The organism is Dialister pneumosintes (assembly GCF_001717505.1).
GTDB classification, from domain to species: Bacteria; Bacillota; Negativicutes; order Veillonellales; family Dialisteraceae; genus Allisonella; species Allisonella pneumosinta.
Map to the genome: position 1 here is coordinate 148,920 of NZ_CP017037.1, position 23,093 is coordinate 172,012.

At 39.2% G+C, this 23,093-nt stretch carries 33 protein-coding genes; 29 read left to right on the plus strand and 4 right to left on the minus strand.

Translation table 11 applies throughout. The annotated features are described in order from the left end of the window. The first annotated feature begins 283 nt into the window (after positions 1 to 283). The 10 genes from rpmG to BCB69_RS00755 all read left to right on the plus strand — a co-directional run bounded on the left by rpmG (position 284) and on the right by BCB69_RS00755 (position 6,213). Positions 284 to 433 (plus strand): 50S ribosomal protein L33, encoded by a 150-nt coding sequence (gene rpmG / locus BCB69_RS06265; RefSeq protein WP_083989975.1) that lies wholly within the window; start codon positions 284 to 286, stop codon positions 431 to 433. Positions 434 to 464: 31 nt separating this feature from the next. Further along, on the plus strand, positions 465 to 692 hold the full coding sequence (gene secE / locus BCB69_RS00715) for a preprotein translocase subunit SecE (protein WP_022513866.1): 228 nt from the start codon (positions 465 to 467) through the stop codon (positions 690 to 692). Positions 693 to 783: 91 nt separating this feature from the next. Then, a complete protein-coding gene (gene nusG, locus BCB69_RS00720; protein ID WP_069177353.1) occupies positions 784 to 1,314 on the plus strand; it encodes a transcription termination/antitermination protein NusG in 531 nt (176 codons plus the stop codon). Positions 1,315 to 1,433: 119 nt separating this feature from the next. Further along, positions 1,434 to 1,859 carry a 50S ribosomal protein L11 gene (gene rplK, locus BCB69_RS00725; RefSeq protein ID WP_069176729.1) on the plus strand — a complete coding sequence of 142 codons (426 nt, stop codon included), beginning with the start codon at positions 1,434 to 1,436 and terminating at the stop codon, positions 1,857 to 1,859. A 51-nt stretch (positions 1,860 to 1,910) separates the two neighbouring features. Continuing rightward, positions 1,911 to 2,618, plus strand: a complete 708-nt coding sequence (gene rplA / locus BCB69_RS00730) for a 50S ribosomal protein L1 (protein WP_022513869.1) — start codon at positions 1,911 to 1,913, stop codon at positions 2,616 to 2,618. 164 nt (positions 2,619 to 2,782) lie between these two features. After that, positions 2,783 to 3,325 carry a 50S ribosomal protein L10 gene (rplJ, locus tag BCB69_RS00735; protein ID WP_022513870.1) on the plus strand — a complete coding sequence of 181 codons (543 nt, stop codon included), beginning with the start codon at positions 2,783 to 2,785 and terminating at the stop codon, positions 3,323 to 3,325. Positions 3,326 to 3,361: 36 nt separating this feature from the next. Beyond that, positions 3,362 to 3,733 carry a 50S ribosomal protein L7/L12 gene (gene rplL / locus BCB69_RS00740; RefSeq protein WP_022513871.1) on the plus strand — a complete coding sequence of 124 codons (372 nt, stop codon included), beginning with the start codon at positions 3,362 to 3,364 and terminating at the stop codon, positions 3,731 to 3,733. A 186-nt stretch (positions 3,734 to 3,919) separates the two neighbouring features. After that, entirely contained in the window at positions 3,920 to 4,186 is a 267-nt protein-coding gene (rpsT, locus tag BCB69_RS00745; RefSeq protein ID WP_022513872.1) for a 30S ribosomal protein S20, read from the plus strand. A gap of 124 nt (positions 4,187 to 4,310) precedes the next feature. Then, positions 4,311 to 4,697, plus strand: coding sequence for a holo-ACP synthase (gene acpS / locus BCB69_RS00750; protein ID WP_069176730.1), 387 nt, complete (start codon positions 4,311 to 4,313; stop codon positions 4,695 to 4,697). Further along, positions 4,684 to 6,213, plus strand: coding sequence for a bifunctional ADP-dependent NAD(P)H-hydrate dehydratase/NAD(P)H-hydrate epimerase (locus tag BCB69_RS00755; RefSeq protein WP_069176731.1), 1,530 nt, complete (start codon positions 4,684 to 4,686; stop codon positions 6,211 to 6,213). Before acpS ends, BCB69_RS00755 begins: the two co-directional genes overlap by 14 nt. A gap of 70 nt (positions 6,214 to 6,283) precedes the next feature. Here the strand turns inward: BCB69_RS00755 and BCB69_RS00760 are convergent, their stop codons facing one another. Then, entirely contained in the window at positions 6,284 to 6,781 is a 498-nt protein-coding gene (locus BCB69_RS00760) for a succinate dehydrogenase (RefSeq protein ID WP_069176732.1), read from the minus strand. 272 nt (positions 6,782 to 7,053) lie between these two features. On the opposite strand from BCB69_RS00760, the gene gyrA reads away from it, so the two are divergent. Continuing rightward, positions 7,054 to 9,495, plus strand: a complete 2,442-nt coding sequence (gene gyrA / locus BCB69_RS00765; protein ID WP_022513875.1) for a DNA gyrase subunit A — start codon at positions 7,054 to 7,056, stop codon at positions 9,493 to 9,495. A gap of 56 nt (positions 9,496 to 9,551) precedes the next feature. On the opposite strand, the gene BCB69_RS00770 is transcribed toward gyrA, so the two are convergent. Then, a complete protein-coding gene (locus BCB69_RS00770; RefSeq protein WP_069176733.1) occupies positions 9,552 to 9,857 on the minus strand; it encodes a hypothetical protein in 306 nt (101 codons plus the stop codon). Between the two features lie 151 nt (positions 9,858 to 10,008). Here BCB69_RS00770 and potE point away from each other — a divergent pair, with 151 nt between their 5' ends. Next, a complete protein-coding gene (gene potE, locus BCB69_RS00775) occupies positions 10,009 to 11,319 on the plus strand; it encodes a putrescine-ornithine antiporter (RefSeq protein WP_069176734.1) in 1,311 nt (436 codons plus the stop codon). A 36-nt stretch (positions 11,320 to 11,355) separates the two neighbouring features. Here the strand turns inward: potE and BCB69_RS00780 are convergent, their stop codons facing one another. Both BCB69_RS00780 and BCB69_RS00785 read right to left on the minus strand, forming a co-directional pair. Further along, positions 11,356 to 11,787: a universal stress protein gene (locus BCB69_RS00780; RefSeq protein WP_022513878.1), complete on the minus strand. Its 432-nt coding sequence runs from the start codon at positions 11,785 to 11,787 to the stop codon at positions 11,356 to 11,358. 128 nt (positions 11,788 to 11,915) lie between these two features. Then, entirely contained in the window at positions 11,916 to 12,401 is a 486-nt protein-coding gene (locus BCB69_RS00785; RefSeq protein WP_069176735.1) for a QueT transporter family protein, read from the minus strand. Positions 12,402 to 12,636: 235 nt separating this feature from the next. Here BCB69_RS00785 and BCB69_RS00790 point away from each other — a divergent pair, with 235 nt between their 5' ends. The 17 genes from BCB69_RS00790 to rplN all read left to right on the plus strand — a co-directional run bounded on the left by BCB69_RS00790 (position 12,637) and on the right by rplN (position 23,088). After that, positions 12,637 to 12,897 carry a L7Ae/L30e/S12e/Gadd45 family ribosomal protein gene (locus BCB69_RS00790; RefSeq protein WP_236887193.1) on the plus strand — a complete coding sequence of 87 codons (261 nt, stop codon included), beginning with the start codon at positions 12,637 to 12,639 and terminating at the stop codon, positions 12,895 to 12,897. Between the two features lie 99 nt (positions 12,898 to 12,996). Further along, on the plus strand, positions 12,997 to 13,371 hold the full coding sequence (gene rpsL / locus BCB69_RS00795; RefSeq protein WP_022513880.1) for a 30S ribosomal protein S12: 375 nt from the start codon (positions 12,997 to 12,999) through the stop codon (positions 13,369 to 13,371). 48 nt (positions 13,372 to 13,419) lie between these two features. Continuing rightward, complete coding sequence (gene rpsG, locus BCB69_RS00800; RefSeq protein WP_022513881.1) at positions 13,420 to 13,890, plus strand: 30S ribosomal protein S7; 471 nt, start codon at positions 13,420 to 13,422, stop codon at positions 13,888 to 13,890. Between the two features lie 20 nt (positions 13,891 to 13,910). Then, the gene (gene fusA / locus BCB69_RS00805) at positions 13,911 to 15,989 is read left to right on the plus strand and encodes an elongation factor G (RefSeq protein WP_069176737.1); all 2,079 of its coding nucleotides are present in this window, start codon (positions 13,911 to 13,913) and stop codon (positions 15,987 to 15,989) included. Between the two features lie 31 nt (positions 15,990 to 16,020). Then, on the plus strand, positions 16,021 to 17,208 hold the full coding sequence (gene tuf, locus BCB69_RS00810) for an elongation factor Tu (protein WP_022513038.1): 1,188 nt from the start codon (positions 16,021 to 16,023) through the stop codon (positions 17,206 to 17,208). Between the two features lie 377 nt (positions 17,209 to 17,585). After that, the gene (gene rpsJ / locus BCB69_RS00815) at positions 17,586 to 17,897 is read left to right on the plus strand and encodes a 30S ribosomal protein S10 (RefSeq protein WP_022513891.1); all 312 of its coding nucleotides are present in this window, start codon (positions 17,586 to 17,588) and stop codon (positions 17,895 to 17,897) included. A 12-nt stretch (positions 17,898 to 17,909) separates the two neighbouring features. Continuing rightward, the gene (gene rplC, locus BCB69_RS00820; RefSeq protein WP_022513892.1) at positions 17,910 to 18,551 is read left to right on the plus strand and encodes a 50S ribosomal protein L3; all 642 of its coding nucleotides are present in this window, start codon (positions 17,910 to 17,912) and stop codon (positions 18,549 to 18,551) included. A 40-nt stretch (positions 18,552 to 18,591) separates the two neighbouring features. Beyond that, positions 18,592 to 19,218 (plus strand): 50S ribosomal protein L4, encoded by a 627-nt coding sequence (rplD, locus tag BCB69_RS00825; RefSeq protein WP_069176738.1) that lies wholly within the window; start codon positions 18,592 to 18,594, stop codon positions 19,216 to 19,218. Beyond that, positions 19,218 to 19,502 (plus strand): 50S ribosomal protein L23, encoded by a 285-nt coding sequence (rplW, locus tag BCB69_RS00830; protein WP_022513894.1) that lies wholly within the window; start codon positions 19,218 to 19,220, stop codon positions 19,500 to 19,502. The genes rplD and rplW overlap by 1 nt, the downstream gene beginning before the upstream one ends. Positions 19,503 to 19,514: 12 nt before the next feature. Beyond that, complete coding sequence (rplB, locus tag BCB69_RS00835; RefSeq protein ID WP_069176739.1) at positions 19,515 to 20,342, plus strand: 50S ribosomal protein L2; 828 nt, start codon at positions 19,515 to 19,517, stop codon at positions 20,340 to 20,342. A 16-nt stretch (positions 20,343 to 20,358) separates the two neighbouring features. Continuing rightward, positions 20,359 to 20,637, plus strand: coding sequence for a 30S ribosomal protein S19 (gene rpsS / locus BCB69_RS00840; RefSeq protein WP_022513896.1), 279 nt, complete (start codon positions 20,359 to 20,361; stop codon positions 20,635 to 20,637). Between the two features lie 15 nt (positions 20,638 to 20,652). Next, positions 20,653 to 20,988 (plus strand): 50S ribosomal protein L22, encoded by a 336-nt coding sequence (gene rplV / locus BCB69_RS00845; protein ID WP_022513897.1) that lies wholly within the window; start codon positions 20,653 to 20,655, stop codon positions 20,986 to 20,988. An 18-nt stretch (positions 20,989 to 21,006) separates the two neighbouring features. Further along, complete coding sequence (gene rpsC, locus BCB69_RS00850; RefSeq protein ID WP_022513898.1) at positions 21,007 to 21,774, plus strand: 30S ribosomal protein S3; 768 nt, start codon at positions 21,007 to 21,009, stop codon at positions 21,772 to 21,774. Next, complete coding sequence (gene rplP, locus BCB69_RS00855) at positions 21,774 to 22,199, plus strand: 50S ribosomal protein L16 (RefSeq protein WP_022513899.1); 426 nt, start codon at positions 21,774 to 21,776, stop codon at positions 22,197 to 22,199. Before rpsC ends, rplP begins: the two co-directional genes overlap by 1 nt. 1 nt (position 22,200) lies before the next feature. After that, entirely contained in the window at positions 22,201 to 22,407 is a 207-nt protein-coding gene (gene rpmC, locus BCB69_RS00860) for a 50S ribosomal protein L29 (protein WP_069176740.1), read from the plus strand. Positions 22,408 to 22,433: 26 nt separating this feature from the next. Beyond that, positions 22,434 to 22,694: a 30S ribosomal protein S17 gene (gene rpsQ / locus BCB69_RS00865; protein ID WP_083989976.1), complete on the plus strand. Its 261-nt coding sequence runs from the start codon at positions 22,434 to 22,436 to the stop codon at positions 22,692 to 22,694. 25 nt (positions 22,695 to 22,719) lie between these two features. After that, positions 22,720 to 23,088 (plus strand): 50S ribosomal protein L14, encoded by a 369-nt coding sequence (gene rplN / locus BCB69_RS00870; RefSeq protein WP_022513902.1) that lies wholly within the window; start codon positions 22,720 to 22,722, stop codon positions 23,086 to 23,088. The last annotated feature ends 5 nt before the right edge of the window (positions 23,089 to 23,093 follow it).

The following is a 23,093-nucleotide window of genomic DNA, read 5'->3' on the forward strand; positions in this document are numbered from 1 at the left end:
AAGAATTGTGAAAAGAGAAGAGAGGAGGGAAACCTTCTCTCTTTTTAAAGTGGGGGGGTATGAGAAGGAGAAGCCGATAGAGAAGAGTAGAATAGGTCAAAGTAAGGGATAGAATAATTAAGAGGCATAAGTAATTCTTGCAGTGAAAAGTAAAGAATGTTATAATCTTTCTGATATTGGTGTTTTTAGCATGCAATGTTGACTACAATAAGTGCTTGTGCTATACTGTACGAGTATTTTAGTTAATGGGCTAAATTCTAGAAAGATTGATGAGGTGGAAAGAATGCGTGGCGGAATTACTCTTGAATGCACAGAAAGCAAGCGTCGTAATTATAGAACAACAAAGAATAAGAAGAATACAACAGGACGTCTTGAATTGATGAAGTATTGTAAACATTTAAATAAGCACACCCTGCACAGGGAAACAAAGTAATTTTTCTGTTTAAGGAAATTGGGGTGTAAACATGGCGAAACGTCAAGTGTCGTCCATGGAAGAAAAGAGTAGCACATGGACTCGTTTTTTTCGTGAGACAAAAATGGAAATGAAGAAAGTGAATTGGCCGACAAAAACACAGTTGATTCAATATACTGCAACTGTAATTACATCGGTGGTTCTTGTTTCTTTCCTGATCGTTATCGTTGATTTCGCATTCATGCAGCTTTCTAAGCTGTTGGTGACTACCATAAGCTAAAAGAGGAGGAAGCATGTCGGAATTGAAAAAGGACGAAATAAACGGAGAACAGAATGTTGCTCCCGTGGCAGCAGAGACATCAAGTGAAGAAGTGAAAAAAGATATTCGTTGGTATGTTATCCATACGTATTCAGGGTATGAAAATAAGGTATTGGATACGCTGACACGTAAAGTTCATTCTATGGGAATGGAGGATACGATTAAACAGATTTTACTTCCGATGCATGATGAGGAAGAAGTAAAAGATGGTGAGAAGAAAGTAACTTCTCGCAAAATCTTCCCTGGATATTTACTCATCCAGATGGAAGTGAATGATCATAGTTGGTATGTAGTTAGAAATACTCCAGGGGTTACCGGCTTTGTGGGAACTACTACAAAACCGATTCCGCTTACCGATGAAGAAGCACAAAGAATTTTAAACGCTAATCAGAAAAAAATATCAGTACATACAGATGTCAAGGTTGGAGATAAAATTCGAATTACGCAAGGTGCTTTTTCTGATCATGTAGCGACTGTTATTGAAGTTGCGGCAGATAAGAAGAGTATTCGTGCAGATATTAGTGCTTTTGGTAATACCAGTAGGATTGAATTGGAAGCCGGTTTTTTTGAACGGTTATCCTAAATGATAAAGTAAAATAATAACGCGGACATATCTTGTACTTGGTATGTCCGCGAAGTGGGAGGACTTGTTACAGTCCGTAATTACCACATTCCCTATAAGGAGAAGGAGGTGTAACAATTATGGCAAAAAAAGTTTCTAAGGTAGTAAAATTGCAGGTAGCTGCAGGTAAAGCCACTCCTGCACCGCCAGTAGGTCCGGCTTTGGGGCAGGCAGGCGTTAATATTATGGCATTCGTTAAGGATTTCAATGATCGCACTGCTAAGCAGGCGGGGTTGATTATTCCTGTAGAAATTACCGTTTTTGAAGATAGAACTTTTACCTTTATCTGTAAAACTCCACCGGCAGCAGTGTTGTTGAAGAAAGCAGCAGGTATTGAAAAAGCTTCTGGTGAACCTAACAAGAACAAAGTGGGTAAGGTTACTAAGGCACAGGTTAAGGAAATCGCGGAAACAAAAATGCCTGATTTAAATGCAAATACCGTTGAAGCGGCAATGCGTTTAGTAGAAGGCACAGCCCATAGTATGGGTATTGAAGTTGTAGACTAAGACTGGTTCATTCGTGGCAGGGGAAACCCGTTGACCACAAAGGAGGAAACAATGGCAAAACTGACAAAGAAACAAAAAGCAGCAGCAGCCATCGTTGACAGTCATAAGTTCTATGACATTGACGAAGCTGTGAGCTTGGTAAAGAAGGCGGCAACCGCCAAGTTCGATGAATCTATTGAACTTTCTTTCCATTTGAATATTAACCCGAAATTTGCTGAACAGCAGATTCGTGGTGCAACTGTACTTCCATTCGGTTCCGGTAAGAATAAGAAGGTTCTTGTTTTTGCTAAGGATCAGCAGGAAGAGGCAGCAAAGGCTGCAGGTGCCGATTATGTAGGCGGCAAAGAATATGCAGACAAAATTTTACAGGGATGGTGCGACTTTGATGTAGTCGTAGCTACTCCGGATATGATGGCTGTAGTAGGTCGTCTTGGTCGTGTACTTGGACCAAAGGGTTTGATGCCAAATCCTAAGGTTGGAACCGTTACCATGGATGTAACTAAGGCTATTAATGAAATTAAAGCAGGTAAGGTTGAATATCGTACTGATAAAGCAGGTAATGTACAGGTTCTTATTGGTAAAGCATCTTTTGATGATGAAAAATTAAAAGGAAACCTTCGTGCTATTTTCGATCAAATCATGAAAGCTCGTCCGGCAACAGTTAAGGGTATTTATATGAAGAGTGCTACTCTTTGTTCTACCATGGGACCGGGTGTTCATCTTGATTTGAATCAAATTGCAGCTCCAAAGGCTGAATAATTTGTTTATTTACGCTTAGCTTAAGACCGGCGGTATATATTATAATGGGCATTGGCCCGCCTCCCGAGGCTGAGTACTGTAACAGTACTACAACCTCGCAGTTTTGCGGGGTTGTTTTAGCTAACGTGATAAATATAAAACTTTTTAAGCAGAGGAGGTGTACTATGAGTGATTATAAGTTGAAAATTCGTCCTGAAAAAGTGGCAATAGTTGAAGAAATGAAAGAAAGACTTTCCTCTAAAGGGGTAGCTCTTCTTAGCTTCAATAAGCTCACTGTTAAGGATGCTACTCAGCTTCGTCGTGTATTTAGGGAACATGGTGTTGAATATAAAGTTATTAAGAACACTTTAACTCGTATTGCCGCGAATGAACTTGGGTATGAAGGTCTTGATGAACTGTTGACCGGTGCAAATGGTCTTGCTATCAGCAAGGACGATCCGGTTGCTCCTGCAGCAGCATTAAAGGCATTCTTAAAGGATAAGAAGACGCAGTCTCTTCAGGTTAAAGCAGGTGTACTTGACGGAAAAGTCATTGGACCGGCTGAAATGCAGGCTTTAGCGGATCTTCCATCCAGAGAACAACTCTTGGCTATGGTTGTTTCTGCAATGCAGGCTCCTATTACCAGCCTGGCTCGTGCCCTTAACGGCAATATTCAAAATCTTGCATATGCTCTTGAAGCAGTGCGTAAACAAAAAGAATCTGCGTAATGTAAACGCAACTTATTTATTTGGAGGAATATAAAAATGACACATCAGGAAATTCTTGAAGCCATTAGCAGCATGTCCGTGCTCGAATTGAGCGAACTCGTAAAAGCAATTGAAGAAAAATTTGGAGTATCCGCAGCAGCTCCTGTAGCAGTAGCAGCTGCAGGTGCACCGGCAGCAGCTGCTGGCGCTGAAGAAAAGTCTGAATTTGACGTAATTCTTAAGGATGCAGGTGCATCTAAGATTAAGGTTATTAAGGTAGTTCGTGAAGCTACAGGACTTGGATTGAAAGAAGCTAAGGCTCTCGTTGATGGTGCGCCAAAAGAAGTTAAGACTGGCGTAGCTAAGGCTGAAGCTGAAGAAATGAAGAAGAAGTTTGAAGAAGTTGGAGCTACTGTTGAATTGAAGTAAGTTCAATAGCTTTGCAAAAAAGACAGGATTTTATCCTGTCTTTTTTTATATAAAAAAAGAAACTTATTAAAATAATCATCTTTTGTGTAAAGAAATACAAGAAATAATCAGTAAAATTTCTTGCTAATCCTTACAAAACGTGATAAACTTACATAGTATGAATTAAATCGACGGGAGGTGAAAACATTGCCACAGATTAAAGCAAATATTAAGACTGTTAAGACTGATGCAGTAAAGAGAGCGGCTAATGCTGCTGTTAAATCTAAGATTCACACTGCTATTAAAAAGGCCGTTGCAGCTGCTGCTACTGAAAATCAAGAAGCTGCATTCCGCAATGCTGTCAGCGCTATTGATTCCGCTGCTGCAAAGGGTGTTCTTCATAAGAATACTGCAGCTCGTAAGAAATCCCGTTTGAGTGCACGTGTACAGGCTGCTGCTAAAGTAAGTGAATAAAGTGTAAAAAATAAAAGCAAAGATCAAAAGATCTTTGCTTTTTTAGTTATTAAATTTTAATTTTTACAAGAGAAAGGATATTTTGTAAAATGGAGAATATAGATATAGAAGAAAGGAGCATTACATGCTGATTGGGATTGATTTGGCGAAAGCAGAGAGATGGGAATCTCTTATGAAAAAGTATCCGAAGCGCATTGAAAAAATATTTACAAAAGAAGAGTTAAAACATTGTCGAAATAAAGGATCTAAAATGGCAGAGTCTTTAGCTGCACTTTGGGCAGTAAGAGAGGCGGCAGGAAAAGCATTGGGGATTGGCTTTATAAGTTCCGGATGGCGAGATGCTTATGTAAGTTGGACAGATTTCGGTGCACCGTTACTTCATCTACAGGGAAATTTTAAAAATAGAGCAATTGCATTGGGGGTACAAGATATGGCAGTTTCTATTACACATGAAGATAGTATGGCTGCAGCTGTAGTGATTATGACAGGAGCTACACATGAAATTGCTTAACAAAATAGAATCACAGAAACTGGATTCTTTAGCAATAAATGAATATGGATTATCGGAATCTACACTTATGGAGAGTGCAGGCGCGTCTGTGATTTCTCTAACGTCTAATTATATACAATGGGATGCTGCTAAAGTTGTTGTTTTATGCGGGACAGGTAATAATGGTGGTGATGGCTTTGTGGCTGCCAGATATGCAACTTTAATGGGGGCGGATGTAGTTATATTTATTGTGGGGAATATTTCGCATTTAACTAAGATTTCGCAAGCTTATAAAGCGATTGTAGAAAAAATGAAAATTCCTATTAAAGCAATTCAAAAAGCCGAAGAAGCATATCGCTTTTTAGAGGATGCCGACATTATAGTAGATGCTCTTATTGGGACGGGGTTAACTTCCGCAATAAAAGGGGAAAAAGCAAAACTTATAAATAGAGTTAATGTCAGTAGTGCAATTAGAGTTTCTATTGATATACCCAGTGGGCTTGTTTGTGATAGTGGAGAGTGTAATGGGCTTGCGATAAAAGCGGACTATACGATTGCTATGGGAAGTATAAAAAGGGCACATGTGTTATATCCGGGGTGTGAATATTGTGGAACTATTTTAGTTAGTAGAATTGGTATTCCTAGCAAGGCAGATGAATTTTGTAAAACTGAATGGGTAGAAAAAAAGGACATAGAAGAAATGCTTCCCCATCGAATGAAAATAGGGCATAAAGGAAATTATGGTACTATTGGGATTATTGCAGGTTCTGAAGGTTTGGAGGGGGCAGGTCTTTTAACGGCTTGTGGAGCTTTATATGCAGGGAGTGGTAAAGTACATTTGTTAGTGCCCGGAGAAATTGCATTGTCAATAACTGGAAAAGTTCCTGAAATAATGGTTTCCTCGATAGGAGAAAAAAATTGTTTTTTTGTTTCAGATGTGGAACCGGTTCTACAGAAGCTTAAAAGTTATAATGTAGTGGCATTAGGAACAGGAATCGGAAGACATTTACAAACCCAATTGTTTGTAAAAGAGTTATTATTAAAAATAAATGGAACTGTTATTTTAGATGCAGATGCATTATATGCGATTGCATCTTTTCATATATCTTTAAAAGAGTTACCGGGACAATTTATTTTGACTCCGCATGTAGGAGAATTTGCCCGTTTAATAAATAAAGAGGTGGTAGAAGTAGAACAAAATCGTATAGAATGGGCAAGACTTTATGCACAAGAAAATCAAGTCGTATTAGTGTTAAAAGGTTATCCTACGGTTACAGCAACACCTTTAGGGGAAGTTTTTGTTAATAGTACCGGAAATCCCGGTATGGCAACTGGTGGAATGGGAGACGTACTTACCGGAGTTATTAGTTCTTTATATGGACAAGACATGGAACTTGATAAAGCGGCTGTTGCCGGTGTGTATATGCATAGTTTAGCAGCTGATTTATTAGCAGAAGAAAAAGGGGTTGGATTTACTGCATCAGAAGTAGCAGAAAAAATACCTCAATCACGTATGCTTATTTCGGAAAATAAGTAATGGATGTATTCATTACAACAAACCTATAACAAAAGAACCATAAATGTTTATGGTTCTTTTGTATTGAGTATTATATTTTGGTTCCTAAAGTAGTATCAATCTTGTTAGCAGGTTTTTTGGAGGTAGTAATAATTTCATTGCGGATTTGTTCCATTTCTGTCAAATCTGCATCTGTTAATTTTTTCAATGTTACGATTGAACTGTCTGCATTTGTAAGAGAAGTTTCAATTGTATGATTGATTCTATTAAAGGAAAATATTATAGGATTTCCACCCGTAGAAGGTGTAATTAACAATCTTCCCCCATCACGTGTTGCAGTACCGCTTAATTCTCCTCGTACCTCTTGCATTCCCCTTTGTACCTTTTGTTCAACAATAATGATATCATCTTCAGCGGTAAAGGTGAATGTTTCAAGAATCTTTATATTATCTCCTGACCAATTGAGTCCGGCATCTTGGACACCCCACCAAGTACCTTCCCATGAACTGGTAAAAAATGTAGTAGCAGCAAAATAACCGCATCCGATAGCGACAGCAAGAGTCGTAATTAATAACACAATCTTTTTCATAGAAAATCCTTATATAATGTACAGTTAACAATATATTTTATTTAGAATACATTATATTATAACCCACTTTATTAAGTATCGCAAAAGAACTTTTTATGGTATAAGATTTTAAACAATACATAGATATTTGTTTAAAAAATCATTAAAACTCTTAAAAACATATCTAAAAGGCTTTTAAACGCATTTTATGATATAATATAAATAATTTGTTTTTTAAAAGTAGGGATGAAAACATAAATAAATTTTAAATATTTTTATATAAAGGAGAAGTTATGGATTGGCAAGAAGGTAAAATTATTTCTGCACCGTTAGAAGAGCAAATGAAGACATCGTATATTGATTATGCAATGTCTGTCATTGTAACACGTGCACTTCCTGATGTACGTGATGGACTTAAACCGGTTCATCGTCGTATTTTATATGCTATGCAAGAAGCGGGGATGTTACCTGGAAAACCGTATAAAAAGTCTGCACGTATAGTTGGGGACGTATTGGGGAAGTATCATCCACATGGGGATACGGCTGTTTATGAGTCTGCTGTACGAATGGCACAAGATTTTTCTACACGTTATGAACTGGTAGATGGACATGGTAATTTTGGTTCTATAGATGGAGACTCACCTGCTGCTATGCGTTATACAGAAATGCGTATGACTAAAATTGCAGTAGAAATGCTTCGTGATTTAGATAAAGACACAGTTAACTTTATGCCAAATTATGATGGATCACTACAAGAACCACTTGTGCTTCCTTCCAGAATACCAAATTTGTTAGTTAATGGATCATATGGCATTGCAGTAGGTATGGCGACTAATATTCCTCCTCATAATTTAGGAGAAGTTATAGATGGATTATGTATGATGATTGATGATCCGAATATCACCATTGATCAATTAATGACTACGATTAAAGGGCCGGATTTTCCAACAGGAGGATTGATTCAAGGTCGTAAAGGTATTGAAAAAGCTTATCATACCGGTAGAGGTGGGATTACTCTTAGAGCGAAGACATTTATTGAAGAAATGTCACATGGAAAAAATCGTATTGTTGTTACGGAAATTCCTTATCAAGTTAATAAAGCTCGAGTTATTGAAAACATTGCAGATTTATCCAGACAAAAAGTTTTGGATGGAATTACGGCTCTACGTGATGAATCTGATAGAAAAGGGATGCGTATTGTTATTGAACTTCGTTCAGATGTCAATCCTCAAATTATGCTTAATAACCTTTTTAAGCATACCCAACTGCAAACAACTTTTGGTACCATTATGTTGGCATTAGTTGATGGACACCCTCGTGTACTGAATTTAAAACAAATGTTGTACTACTACTTAAAGCATCAAGAAGAAGTAGTAACTCGTAGAAGTCGATTTGAACTTGATAAAGCACAAGCTAAAGCACATATTTTAGAGGGACTTCTCATTGCCTTAGATCATATTGATGCAGTAATTAAGACTATTAGAGAGTCTAGAACCGATGATATTGCAAAAGAAGCTTTAATTAAGAGCTTTGGACTTACAGAAAAACAATCTATTGCAATTTTGGATATGCGCTTACGTCGCTTAACCGGATTGGAGCGAGAAAAAATTGAAGCGGATTATAAAGAATTGCAAGACAGAATTAACTATTTAATCGATTTATTATCTAGTCACGAAAAAATTATGGGAGTAATAAAGGCAGAGTTGTTAGCTGAAAAAGAACGCTTTAATGATGCACGTCGTAGTGAAATCGTAAGGGCAGTTGAAGATTTTGATGTAACAGATCTTATTCCAGATGAACCTATGGTTATTATTATGACTAAACAAAACTACATTAAGCGTATGTCTGTGGATACTTGGCGTGCACAAGCACGTGGAGGTAAAGGGGTTATCGGCATTAGAACTAAAGAAGGAGATTATGTTTGGAAAGTATTAAATACTTCTACACATCATCGAATTCTATTCTTTACTAACACCGGTCGTGTATACATGCGTAGTGCTTTTGATATTCCGGAGTCAAATAATAGAAACTCTAAAGGTAGTGCATTAATTAACTTTATTCCTTCACTTACACCGGGAGAAAAAGTCACAGAACTCTTTGATGTAGACAATGCAGATCTTGATACTGCTAAATATCTTTTCATGGTAACGAAGAAGGGGTTTGTTAAGAAAACAGAAACTGTCGAATATAAAAATATTAGACAGAATGGATTGATAGCAGTTAAATTACGTGAAGGGGACTCTTTGGTAACCGTACATCATGTAGCTGGTGGGGAAAAAGTGTTCTTAGCAACTAAAGATGGAATGGGAATTTGCTTCCCTGAATCTGATGTAAGAGCTATGGGACGTGCAACCGGTGGTGTACGTGGTATTGATTTAAAGATAAATGACGAGGTTATTGGAGCGGTTATTGCAGAAGAAGGTAAAGATATTATTACTATCTCCTCGGATGGGCAAGCAAAACGTAATCCAATTTCTTCTTATAGAGCGCAGAGCCGTAATGGTAAAGGTACTCGTAACTTTAAACGTGGATATGAAGTGGTTGCTGTAGTTACCGCTGCAGATGATGATGAATTAGTTGGAGTATCAGAAAAAGGCGTTACTATTAAAGTACGTGTAGCAGATATTACAGCGAAAAAATCAAGAGGTTCACAAGGGGTAAGTATTCAGAATTTAGAAGAAGGGGATCGTGTAGCTTCGATTGATAATATTCCTAAAGATGAAGAGGAAGAATAATAAAAAGAGCACTCTTATAAGAGTGCTCTTTTTGCATGTAGTAAATTAATTATTTACTATTCCCAATCAAACCAGGTTAATGCTTTTTCTAATTCATAAAAGGATTTTCCATCCCAAAGAATATCCTCAGTTAAATGATTTATACAATCTTCTTTATCATTAGACTCATAACTATAGACCAACTCCATAAAGTCTGAAAAAGGTTCTTCTGTGTAATGGTATTTTTCGATTCCGATACTATATATCTCTCTTGCTTGATTATAGCGGAGTTTAGAAAATCGATAAACATAACTTTTATACCTAACACAAGCATCTGCATCATACAAATAATAAATAAAATCATCTGCATTTCCATTTTTCATAAATAAAAATCCTCCTCGTATAGTTTGATTATATAAAGTAAGGAAATAAGAGTCAAAAGACAAAAATAAGTGATATAATTAGCATGTGTAAAACGAAATCAACTCTTCTAATGAAACTTTTAGAGGCTAAAATTTATTCAAGGTGATAATTGTGTCTACTTTTAGTAATAAAATTGGATTAATTCCATTTACTATTTTAACAACAGTAAGTATGACTGATGGGATTATTATGTTACCTACTATGGTAGCAACTGTTGGATCTATTTCTATTTATGCTTGGGTTGAAACTATTATTGGAGTACTTGTTTTGGCATATGCATTTTCTAAATGTGGCATGTATAGCAAAAAAACAGGCGGTTTAGGCGGTTATGCAGAATATGCATTTGGGAAATCCGGGAATTTTATTGCCAATTATACATATGCGATTGCTCTTTTGATTGCTAATGTCGGGGTAGCTATTTCTGTAGTAGCGTATGCCAGTGCATTTCTAGAAGTATTTTTAACGCCATTTCAAGCTGCGTTATGGGCAGGACTTGTTCTTTCTGGTGCTACGATAGCTAATTTTTGGGGAACAGGCATAACTGTGAAATTAGGATTCATTGCTATGCTTTGTAAAGTAGTGCCGGCGGCTGTGATGAGTTTATGTGGATTGTATTTTTTTAATCCACATATTTTTACGGCTGCATGGAATCCACATCACTATTCTACATTGCATGCAATCAGTGCTTCTAATTCTTTTACTTTGTGGGCATTTTTAGGATTGGAAACGGCTTGCTCTAATATGGATAAGGTACAAAATCCACAGCGAAATGTACCTATTGCTGTTATGGCGGCAACTATAGGAATTGGTGTTTTTTCTCTCATATATACAACTGTTATTCAAGGTATTGTACCTAATGAGGTTTTATCTGCGTCTAATGCACCGTTTGGGGATGCTTTTACTTATATGTTTGGGGTTTTAATCGGACGTATCGTGACAGCTTTTATGATATTTGGTTGTGCAGGAGCTTTAATTGCGTGGCAGTTTACTTTAGGTGAGTTACTTCGTGAAGGTGCTTATGAGGGCTATTTCCCTAAAGTTTTTGGACAATTAACAGGAAAAGGGATTCCCGTTAAAGGAATGATTCTTATGGTATTTATTCAATTGGTTATGTTAGTGTTTACTACTAGTCCTACTTTAATAAAACAGTTTGATGCATTATTGCAATTAGCCACAGTAGCTAATTTAATTCCTTTTGTATTAGCTATGGCAGCATTGGATATTATGCAAAAACAAGCAGGATATAACTCTCGTTTAACAAGAATGGTAGCTGTATTTGGAGGTATTTACAGTATATATGCGTGCTATGCTTGTGGAATGGAAGCGGTTACTTATGGAATGATAGCTACTTTAACCGGGTATATTTTATATGGATTACATGCAGGTCATGCAGAAAAGATTTATTCATCTATTGGACAATAAAAAACAACCACTCATTAATTAATGAGTGGTTGTTTTTTAACGAATTACAAATACAGGACAATCTGCATTATGAACGACTTCCGTACTTACGCTTCCCATAAAGAAACGGCGAACCGCTCCGAGACCGCGACTACCTAGTATAATGCAATCGGCATGAGAAGCTTCTTGATGTGAAATAATTGCTTTTGCAGGTTCACCGTATAATACAATCTTCTTTGCTGAACTTACTTGTGCATTAGAATCATCAATAACTGCGTTGATTACATCAAATCCTTGTTTTTGTAATCCTTCTTCGGTAAACTTTTCTAAATTTCCTAAGGAAATGATAGGCTGCTGATTATTAAAGTTGATAACAGTAATAATTTCAAGTTCTGCGTTATACTTCAGTGCCATATCTGCACCGGTAAGTAATGCCTTTTTTGATTCGGCTGACCCATCAACAGGAACCAAAATTTTTTTAATTTCCATAATGAGAACCTCCTCTTCCTATAATGCTAGAATAATAGTTTATTATAGCAGGTTATAAAGACTTCCTACCTATATTCTACCTATAAAAATACATAAAATCAAATAATCATACTAATAATTTTTTAATTCTAATCTATGATATATTTACGTAGTATGGGGTTTTTTAATAAGAATTTGAAAAGTAAAATTCCTAATATAGAAACGGATAAAAATTCTCCGAATCCAATATAAGTTATTACTGCAAGCAATGTGCTATCCATAGGAATTTCTGATAAATAGGCAAGCTCTCCGCCAATCATTATTCCATTAATAAATACAGGAGCAAGTGAAGCAATAAAAACAGTAGGTAAATATTGCATTAAAAGTAAGGATATAAGAGTAGCTGTTGTTCCTATAAAAATATCTGTTATTCCCAAAGGACTATTAATGTTAGCAAGTAGACAGCCTATAGTAAGACCCGGTATGTACTTTTTGTTGTAAAAAGCAAGAAGTACAAGACATTCTGATAACCGAATTTGGATGGGGCCATAACTTATAGGGGCTAATGCTAATGTAAGCACTGCATAGATGGTAGCTATAGTTGCATTTACAATAATTAACTTAGTCTGGTTCATAATCAAATCTCCCTATGTAATTTATAGAAATATAGTCTTAATCATAACATATTGGAATAAAATATAAAGACAAAAGAGGAATTATAAAAATATAAAGCGAGAACAAAAAAGAAACACACGGGTGCGTTGTAAAAGGTGTGCCGATGAATACGAAATAAATTTACCATTAAAAGTTGACAGGAATATTATGTAGTGGTATACTTCTCTTGTTGTGTAGAAAATGCACGATAAGTAGGTGATAGATTTGACTCTGGAAGACTTAAAACAATCTTCGGCTGTAGTAGGAATGAAGGAAACACAACGGGCTGTTGAAAAGAAGATGGCACAATGTGTGTTTGTTGCATCTGATTGTGATGAAGAAATTATACAATTTCTAAATAACATATGTATACAATATGGCGTTCCAATTATTTCATCATTTACTAAAAAGGAAATTGGCAGAGCATGCCATATCAAAGTTAAAGCTTCCGCATGTGCTGTCATTGACTTTCGGTAATATTCATTTCTGCAAGTAATAAGTAAAAGTTTTATTTATGATAATCTTGCAGTAGTGAATCAATTATAAATTTACTTTTGAGGAAAGGAGGTGCCTATTTTGCCGACAATTAACCAGCTGGTTCGCAGAGGCAGAGAAACTCTGTCTGTTAAGGCGAAGACCCCGGCTCTTAAAGGCGCACCGCAGAAGCGTGGCGTTTGCACAAGAGTTTATACAGCTACCCCGAAGAAGCCGAATTCTGCTCTTCGTAAGGTTGCCCGTGTTAGATTGACCAATGGAATTGAAGTTTCTGCTTATATTCCGGGAATTGGACACAATCTTCAGGAACACAGTGTCGTTCTCATCAGAGGCGGACGTGTCAAGGATCTTCCAGGTGTTCGTTATCACATTATTCGTGGTGCGCTTGATACCGTAGGTGTAGCAGGTCGTATGCAGTCCCGTTCTAAATACGGAGCTAAGAGTGATAAGAAGTAGTTTATATAATAACAAAAGAATACCTAAAATTTAAAGGAGGATACTTGTATGCCGAGAAAAGGTGCTGTACAAAGACGTGATGTACTTCCGGATCCAGTATACGGTTCCAAGGTAGTAACACGTTTTATTAATAAGGTTATGCTGGATGGCAAGAAAGGTGTCGCTGAATCTATCGTATATGGCGCATTTGATATTGCTCACAGTAAGTTGAACAAAGAACCTCTCGAAATTTTCGAACAGGCTCTTAACAATGTAATGCCAGTATTGGAAGTTCGCGCTCGTCGTGTTGGTGGTGCAAATTACCAGGTTCCGATTGAAGTAAGACCTGAACGTCGTTTGACTTTGGGGATTCGTTGGATGGTAAATTATGCACGTTTGCGCAATGAACGTACTATGGAAGAACGTCTTGCAGGTGAATTAGTAGACGCTTTCAATAATACCGGTGCTGCAATTAAGAAAAAAGAAGATACTCATAAGATGGCAGAAGCTAATAAGGCGTTTGCTCATTATCGCTGGTAATTGAAAGAAGGAGAACTATCGTGGCTAGAGAATTTTCACTTGAAAAAACTAGAAATATCGGTATCATGGCACATATTGATGCTGGCAAGACTACTACCACGGAACGTATTCTTTTCTACACCGGTGTAAATCATAAGATTGGTGAAGTTCATGATGGCGGTGCTACCATGGACTGGATGGAACAGGAACAGGAACGTGGAATTACTATTACTTCTGCGGCTACCACCTGTCATTGGAAAGGATTCCGCGTAAATATTATTGATACACCAGGGCACGTAGATTTCACTGTAGAAGTGGAACGTTCCTTGCGCGTATTGGATGGTTCTGTAGCTGTATTCAGTGCTAAGGACGGAGTACAGACTCAGTCTGAAACTGTTTGGAGACAGGCTGATCATTACCGTGTACCACGTATTGCTTTTATTAATAAGATGGATACTGTTGGTGCAAATTTCTTGCGTGCAGTGCAGACTATCGAAGATAGACTTCATGCTAAAGCATTGCCGATGCAACTTCCAATTGGTGCAGAAGCTGAGCTCAAGGGAATTATTGATCTTCTTGAAATGAAGGCTGTTGTTTATATGGATGACCTCGGTAAGGATATTCGTATTGAGGAAATTCCGGAAGATATGAAAGACGATGTAGTTTTATATCATGATAAGATTTGCGAAGTGGCTGCTGAAGGCGATGACGAATTAATGATGAAATATTTGGAAGGTGAAGAGCTTTCCGTAGAAGAAATTAAGGCATCCATTCGTAAGCAAGTTCTTGATTGTAAGTTGTTCCCTGTATTCTGTGGATCCGCATATAAGAATAAGGGAATTCAGATGTTGCTTGATGCAGTTCTTGATTATTTACCAAGTCCGTTAGATGTACCGGCAGTTAAAGGTACTTTGGATTCCGGTGAAGAAGATACTCGTAAAGCAAGTGATGAAGAACCGTTGGCAGCATTAGCATTTAAGATTATGGCTGATCCATTTGTTGGTAAGCTTGCATATTTCCGTGTTTATTCTGGTAAGATGGAACAAGGAACTTATGTACTTAACTCTACAAAGGGAAAGAAAGAACGTGTTGGTCGTTTACTCCAGATGCATGCAAACACCCGTAAAGAAATTGATATAGCTTATACTGGTGATATTGCAGCAGCTGTAGGGTTTAAAGATGTTACAACAGGGGATACTCTTTGTGATGTAGACCATCCGATTATTTTAGAAAAGATGGAATTCCCGGAACCGGTTATTTCTGTAGCAGTAGAACCAAAAACTAAGGCAGACCAGGAAAAGATGGGTGTTGCACTCCAGCGTCTTGCTGAAGAAGACCCCACTTTCCGTGTTCATACCGATCAGGAATCTAGCCAAACTATTATTTCCGGTATGGGCGAGCTTCACTTGGAAATTATCGTTGATCGTATGAAACGTGAATTCCGAGTAGATTGCAATGTAGGTAAACCGCAAGTTGCTTATCGCGAAACGATTCGTAGTACTGTGGAAGCGGAAGGTAAGTTTATTCGTCAGACCGGTGGACATGGTCAGTATGGTCATTGCTGGCTTCGTCTTGAACCGATGGAACCGGGTAAAGGTTTTGAGTTTGCTAGTGAAGTTGTTGGTGGTGTAGTTCCTAAGGAATTTATTAAGCCAATTCAACAGGGTGTAGAATCAGCTATGGTTGACGGTGTAGTGGCAGGCTATCCAATGGTAGATATCAAGGTTGTTGTATATGATGGTTCTTACCATGATGTAGACTCCTCTGAAGCTGCCTTCAAGATTGCCGGCTCTATGGCGTTTAAAGCGGCTGCAAAGAAAGCAAAACCTGTACTTCTTGAACCATATATGAAAGTTGAAGTGGATGTTCCCGAACAGTACATGGGAGATGTTATCGGAAGCTTGAACTCTCGTCGTGGTCGCATTGAAGGTATGAATACCGAAAATAGCGAATCTAGAATTAGCGGATTTGTTCCGTTATCTGAAATGTTTGGTTATGCTACAACACTTCGTAGTTCTACACAGGGTCGTGGTACTTTTACAATGACATTTGATCATTATGAAGATGTACCGAAGGCGATTTCTGATAAGATTACAGAAGAACGTATTGGTAGTAAATAATTTAATTATCTCTATTTAGGAGGAAATAAAAATGGCAAAAGCACATTATGAAAGAACAAAGCCACATGTAAATATTGGTACTATCGGACACGTAGACCATGGTAAGACTACCTTAACTGCGGCAATTACCAAGGTATTGGCAGATGAAGGTAAGGCAGATTTCTTGGATTATGCATCCATTGATAAAGCACCGGAAGAAAGAGCACGTGGTATTACCATTAATACCTCTACCATTGAATATGAAACCGAAAAACGTCATTATGCACACGTAGACTGCCCAGGTCACGCTGATTATGTAAAGAACATGATTACCGGTGCAGCACAGATGGACGGAGCTATTTTGGTAGTATCTGCAGCAGACGGTCCAATGCCACAGACACGTGAACACATTTTGTTGGCTAAGCAGGTAGGCGTACCATCTATCGTAGTATTCTTGAACAAGGCAGATCAGGTAGATGATCCGGAATTGATTGACTTGGTAGAAATGGAAGTAAGAGATCTTCTTTCTGAATATGGCTACCCGGGCGATGACACTCCAATTACTGTAGGTTCTGCACTTGGTGCATTGAATGGAGATGCTAAGTATGAACAGGCAATCCGTGATTTGATGCAGAGTGTAGATGACTACTTCCCGACTCCGGAACGTGATACTGATAAGCCATACTTGATGCCGGTAGAAGACGTATTTACTATTACCGGACGTGGTACCGTAGCAACCGGTAGAGTAGAACGTGGTACCATGAAGGTAGGGGACGCAGCAGAAATCGTAGGACTTCAGGAAAAGCCAACCGAAACCGTTATTACCGGATTGGAAATGTTTAGAAAGACATTGGATCAGGCAATGGCAGGTGACAGTGTAGGTGCATTGCTTCGTGGTATTGACCGTGATGACATTGTACGTGGACAGGTAGTAACTAAGCCGGGAACCGTACAGCCACATACAGAATTTACCGCACAGGTATATGTATTGACTAAGGAAGAAGGCGGCCGTCATACACCGTTCTTCAATGGATATCGTCCACAGTTCTTCTTTAGAACGACAGACGTAACCGGAAACATCGGATTGCCGGAAGGAACCGAAATGTGCATGCCGGGAGATAACATTGAAATGAGCGTACAGCTTATTACCCCAATTGCAATGGAAGAAGGACAGAGATTTGCAATTCGTGAAGGTGGCCGTACAGTAGGTGCAGGCGTAGTAGCAAAGATTATTAAGTAATAAAACTTTATAAGAATTGTGAAAAGAGAAGAGAGGAGGGAAACCTTCTCTCTTTTTAAAGTGGGGGGGGTATGAGAAGGAGAAGCCGATAGAGAAGAGTAGAATAGGTCAAAGTAAGGGATAGAATAATTAAGAGGCAAACAAATGAGTAATTATAAAATAAAAATAAAATTTTATAAAATAAAAATAAAACTATTGCAAAATAATACTATTAATAGTATTATTTAAGGGCTGGACACAAGCTCGTATCAGTGTGATTGTACATTGCAATGCGTGGCTGGGTGTGTTTAAAACTATGAAGTGAAAGGTGGCCCGCTTAGCGGGGGAATTTTCACGGAGCAGTTCATTCTGGAAATGAACGTCAGGAGGTTTAAGAATTGGCAAAACAAGAAAAAATTAGAATTCGCTTAAAGGGCTATGATCACAAGACTGTAGATCAGAGCGCAGCGAAAATTGTGGAAACCGCAGTAAGAACCGGTTCCAGAGTCTCTGGTCCTATTCCGCTTCCAACTGAACGGAATGTGTACACAATTCTTCGTTCACCACATGTAAATAAAGATAGTCGTGAACAGTTTGAAATGCGTACTCACAAGAGATTGATTGATATCCTCGATCCTTCTAAGAAGACCGCGGATGCGCTGATGAGACTGGAACTTCCAGCAGGTGTCAGCATTGAAATAAAAGCGTAAGGAGGTGCGAACATGTCGAAAGCTATTTTGGGTACAAAGTTAGGAATGTCTCAGGTATTTGCAGAAAATGGAGATTTGATTCCAGTTACTGTAGTAGAAGTAAAACCTAATCTTGTCGTAGCTGTTAAAAACATTGAATCTGATGGATACAATGCAGTCCAGCTCGGTTACGGCGAAGTAAAAGAGAAACATTTAACAAAACCGGTTAAAGGTCAGTTTGAAAAGGCTGGCGTTGCTCCGGTTAAGTATCTGCGTGAATTCAGATTAGAAGAACAGCCTTCTTATACAGTAGGCCAAACTCTGGCTGCTGATATTTTCGCAGAAGGCGAAGTTATTGACGTAATTGGAACTAGCAAGGGTAAAGGCTTTGCAGGAACTATTAAACGTTACAATTTCCGCCGTGGACCGGAATCTCATGGGTCCAAGAATCATCGTCAGCCTGCATCTTTAGGTGCACGTATGTCTGGCGGCGGTGGTAAGGTATTTAAAGGCAAGAAGCTCCCTGGACATATGGGCCATGCAAGAGTTACCGTGCAGCATTTGAGTGTTGTTAAGGTTGATACAACACGTAATCTTATGCTCATTAAAGGCGGAATTCCCGGTGCAAAGGGAAGTCTTGTCATGGTACGGTCTACAGTTAAATCTGTAAAATAATGGTAGGCAAAAATAACCGTTCTGAAAGGGAGGAACATCAATGCCGAATGTAACATTGTATAATGTAACCGGCCAGGCGGCTGGTGAAATAAAGCTGAACGACAGCGTATTTGGCGTAGAATACAATGAAGCTGTCATTCATGAGGCAGTTGTGCGTCAGATGGCTAATGAACGCCTTGGCACACATGCTACCTTAACGAGAGGTCTTGTTCGCGGTGGCGGAAAGAAACCTTGGAGACAGAAGGGCACAGGTCGTGCAAGAGTAGGATCTATCCGTTCCCCATTGTGGGTTGGCGGTGGCACAGTATTTGGCCCGACACCAAGAAGTCATGCTAAAGGTATGAATAGAAAGGCTCGTCAACTTGCAGTTAAATCTGCACTTTCTGAAAAGCTTCGTGCCAACGAAATTATCGTTCTTGATAAGATTGGGTTTGAAGCACCGAAGACTAAGGAAGCGATTAAGATGTTGGCAGCATTTAATGTTGAAGGTAAAGCTTTGATTATTGATGGTGATAGCGATTGCATGAATGTAATCCTTTCCGCTCGCAATATTCCTGGCGTAAAAGCGATTGCTCCAAGTGGCCTCAACATTTATGATATTGTTCATTACACAAAGCTCTTTATTACAAAGAGTGCTGTAGAAAAAATTGAGGGGGTACTCGCATAATGGAATCACGTGACATCCTCATTCGTCCACTTATTACCGAAAAGACAACCGTTCTTATGGAAGAAGGTAAATATACTTTCCGTGTACCTCTCGCTGCAACCAAGATTGATATTCGCAATGCGGTTGAACAGGTATTCCACGTAAAGGTGACTGCTGTAAATACTATGCGATATGAAGGTAAACTGAAGCGCATGGGGCGCACTCAAGGGCGTCGCAGTGATTGGAAGAAGGCAATTGTTACGCTCAAGCCGGGCGATACAATTGAATTCTTTGAAGGAGTCTAAGGAGGAACATAAATGGCTTATAAAACATTTAAACCGTACACTCCCGGACGTCGTCAGATGACTATTTCCACTTTTGAAGAAATCACAACAAACAAGCCAGAAAAATCCTTGCTTGCACCTCTTCATAATCATGGTGGTCGTAATGATTCCGGCAAGATGACTGTGCGTCATCAGGGTGGCGGACACAAGCGTCAGTACAGAATTATTGACTTTAAGAGAAACAAAGACAATATTCCGGCTAAAGTAGCTTCTATTGAATATGATCCAAACCGTACATGCCGTATTGCTTTACTGCATTATGCGGATGGGGAAAAGCGTTATATCTTGGCTCCTAGAGGACTTCAAGTTGGCGTTGTTGTTACTAGTGGTCCGGAATCTGATATCAAACCAGGAAATGCTCTTCCTTTGTTGAATATTCCACTTGGTACAACTGTACATAATGTAGAATTAAAAATAGGAAAGGGCGGACAAATGGTTCGTTCTGCAGGGGCTAGTGCACAGCTCATGGCTAAAGAAGGCGACCATGCGTTGCTTCGATTGCCAAGTGGTGAACTTAGAAAAGTTCATATTCGTTGCCGTGCAACTGTTGGTGCGGTTGGTAATGAAGATCATGAAAATATTACCATTGGTAAGGCAGGCAGAAACCGTTGGCTCGGTATTCGCCCGGCAAATCGTGGTGTAGTAATGAATCCTAATGACCATCCACACGGTGGTGGTGAAGGTAAGTCTCCGGTTGGGCGTAAACGTCCAGTAACTCCGTGGGGCAAACCGGCTTACGGCGTGAAGACTCGCGATAATAAAAAGGCGTCTACAAAGCTGATTGTTAAGAGACGTAAGTAAGTAAAGGGGGATAAAAGTGTCCAGATCTATTAAGAAGGGCCCGTTTGTAGCGTTCTCTCTTGTAAAAAAGATTGATGCTCTCAACGATGCTAACGAAAAGAAAATTGTAAAAACCTGGTCTCGTGCTTCAACTATCCTTCCGAGTTTTGTGGGACATACTATTGCAGTTCACGACGGAAGAAAGCATGTACCAGTATATGTGACTGAAGATATGGTTGGTCACAAGCTCGGCGAATTCGCTCCGACCCGTACATTTAAGGGCCATAATAAGAGCGATCAGGCTATGGCTAAGTAACGAGGAGGAAATAGAATGGAAGTTCAGGCAATAACTAGAAATATCCGCATTTCGCCTCGCAAGGTACGTATTGTAGTTAATTTGATTAGAGGAAAAAACGTAGGAGAAGCATTGGCAATCCTTCGTAATACACCGAAAGCTGCTTCTAAAGTTATTGAAAAGACTCTTAGAAGTGCTATGGCGAATGCCGAAAACAATAATAATATGAATATTGATAATCTGTATGTTTCAACTACTTTTGTAGATGCAGGCCCAATTATGAAGCGCATACATCCACGTTCTCGTGGACAGGCTTTCGGGATCATGAAACGTACCAGTACACTTACTGTAAAAGTTTCTGAAAGAAACTAATAAAAGGAGGGACACGTTTTGGGTCAGAAAGTAAATCCGCACGGAATGCGCGTAGGCGTAACCTGTGATTGGGATTCAAAGTGGTTTGCAGAAAAAGATTTTGCTGCAAAGCTAATTGAAGACACAAAGATTCGTCAGTTTTTGAAGAAACATCTCTTCATTGCTGGTATCTCCAAGATTGGTATTAAACGCGCAGGAAATCGTATTAAGCTGTCCATCTTTACAGCTAAACCAGGAATGGTTATTGGTCGTGGTGGTGCAGGTATTGAAGATATCAAGAAAGCTCTTAAACCAATTACTACTAGCGAAGTTGATGTTGATATCGTAGAAATTAAATCTATGGATATGAGTGCAATTCTTGTTGCTGAAAATATTGCTTCTCAGCTTGAAAAACGTATTAGCTTCCGCCGTGCTGTAAAACAAGCGGTGGGAAGAACTATGCGTGCAGGAGCAAAGGGAATTAAGGTTGCAGTTAGCGGTCGTCTTGGCGGAGCTGAAATTGCACGTAGCGAAAGCTATCGTGAAGGTTCCATTCCTTTACAGACACTTCGTGCTAACATTGACTATGGTGTAACAACCGCTCATACAACTTTTGGCGCTATCGGCGTTAGAGTTTGGATTTATAAGGGTGAACTTGCTCCGGGAGAAATGGTTCCGGAAAATGAAAATACTCGCGATAGTAAATCTCGTGGCAATAACCAACGTGATAACAATAATCGACGTGGTGGCCGTAGAGGTGAGCGCAGAGAACGTAAGCCGAGAAATCAGGAAAGGAGTGACTCCTAATGTTAATTCCGAAACGTACAAAGTTCCGTAAACAGTTCCGTGGACGCATGAAAGGTAGAGCTCAAAAGGGCAATACTGTGACTTACGGTGAATACGGTTTGGTTGCGTTGGAACCGGCATGGATTACTAACCGCCAGATTGAAGCAGCTCGTATTGCAATGACTCGCTCCACTAAGCGTGGTGGCAAAGTTTGGATAAAAATATTCCCAGACAAGCCGGTTACATCTAAACCGATTGGCACTCGTCAGGGTAATGGTAAGGGTTCTGTAGAATATTGGGTAGCAGTTACAAAACCGGGCCGCGTAATGTTCGAAATGGGAGGAGTCCCTGTCGAAGTAGCGAAAGAAGCTATGCGTTTGGCTGGTCACAAGCTGCCGATTAAGACCAAGTTTGTAATTAAAGGTCAAGAAGTGGTAGGTGAATAAAATGAAGGTGAATGAAATTCGTAACCTCTCCACTGCCGAATTGAATGAAAAGATCGTCAGCTTAAGGGAAGAACTGTTTAACCTCCGTTTTCAACTCGCTACAGGTCAGCTTGAAAATCCGATGCGTATTCGTGAAGTAAGAAAAACAATCGCTCGTATCAAGACTGTACAGCGTGAAGAAGAATTGAAGGCTGTCCACAAGGCATGACAGTAAATCCAAAGGAGGATCTAACCGTGGCAGAAGAAAGAAGAATGCGCAAAGTGCGCCAGGGAATCGTTGTAAGTGACAAGATGGACAAAACTGTTGTTGTTGCTATTGAACGCAAGGTTCCACATAAGCTTTATAAAAAATCTATTAATACTACAAGTAAGTTTAAAGCGCATGACGAAAACAACGAATGCCGTATCGGCGATACCGTACGCATCGTAGAAACACGCCCGCTGTCTCGCGATAAGCGTTGGCGCGTCGAAAAAATCGTTGCCCGTCAGAATTAATAAGTAATATAGGAGGATTGGCACGATGATTCAGCAGGAAAGCAGACTCAACGTTGCAGACAATAGTGGAGCAAAAAATGTCCTTGTAATCAAGGTTTTAGGTGGCTCCTTCCGTAAGAGCGGAAATATTGGCGATACCGTTGTTGTTACCGTCAAAGATGCAGCGCCTGGTGGCGTTGTTAAGAAGGGTCAGGTATGCAAGGCAGTCATCGTTCGTACAGTGAGTGGAATGAACCGTCCGGATGGCTCTCATATTCGTTTTGATGAAAACGCTGTTGTTCTGATTAAGGATGACAAGAGTCCTATCGGCACTCGTATTTTCGGACCAGTAGCAAGAGAACTTCGTGATAGAGATTACATGAAGATCATTTCTCTGGCACCGGAAGTGCTCTAATTTTT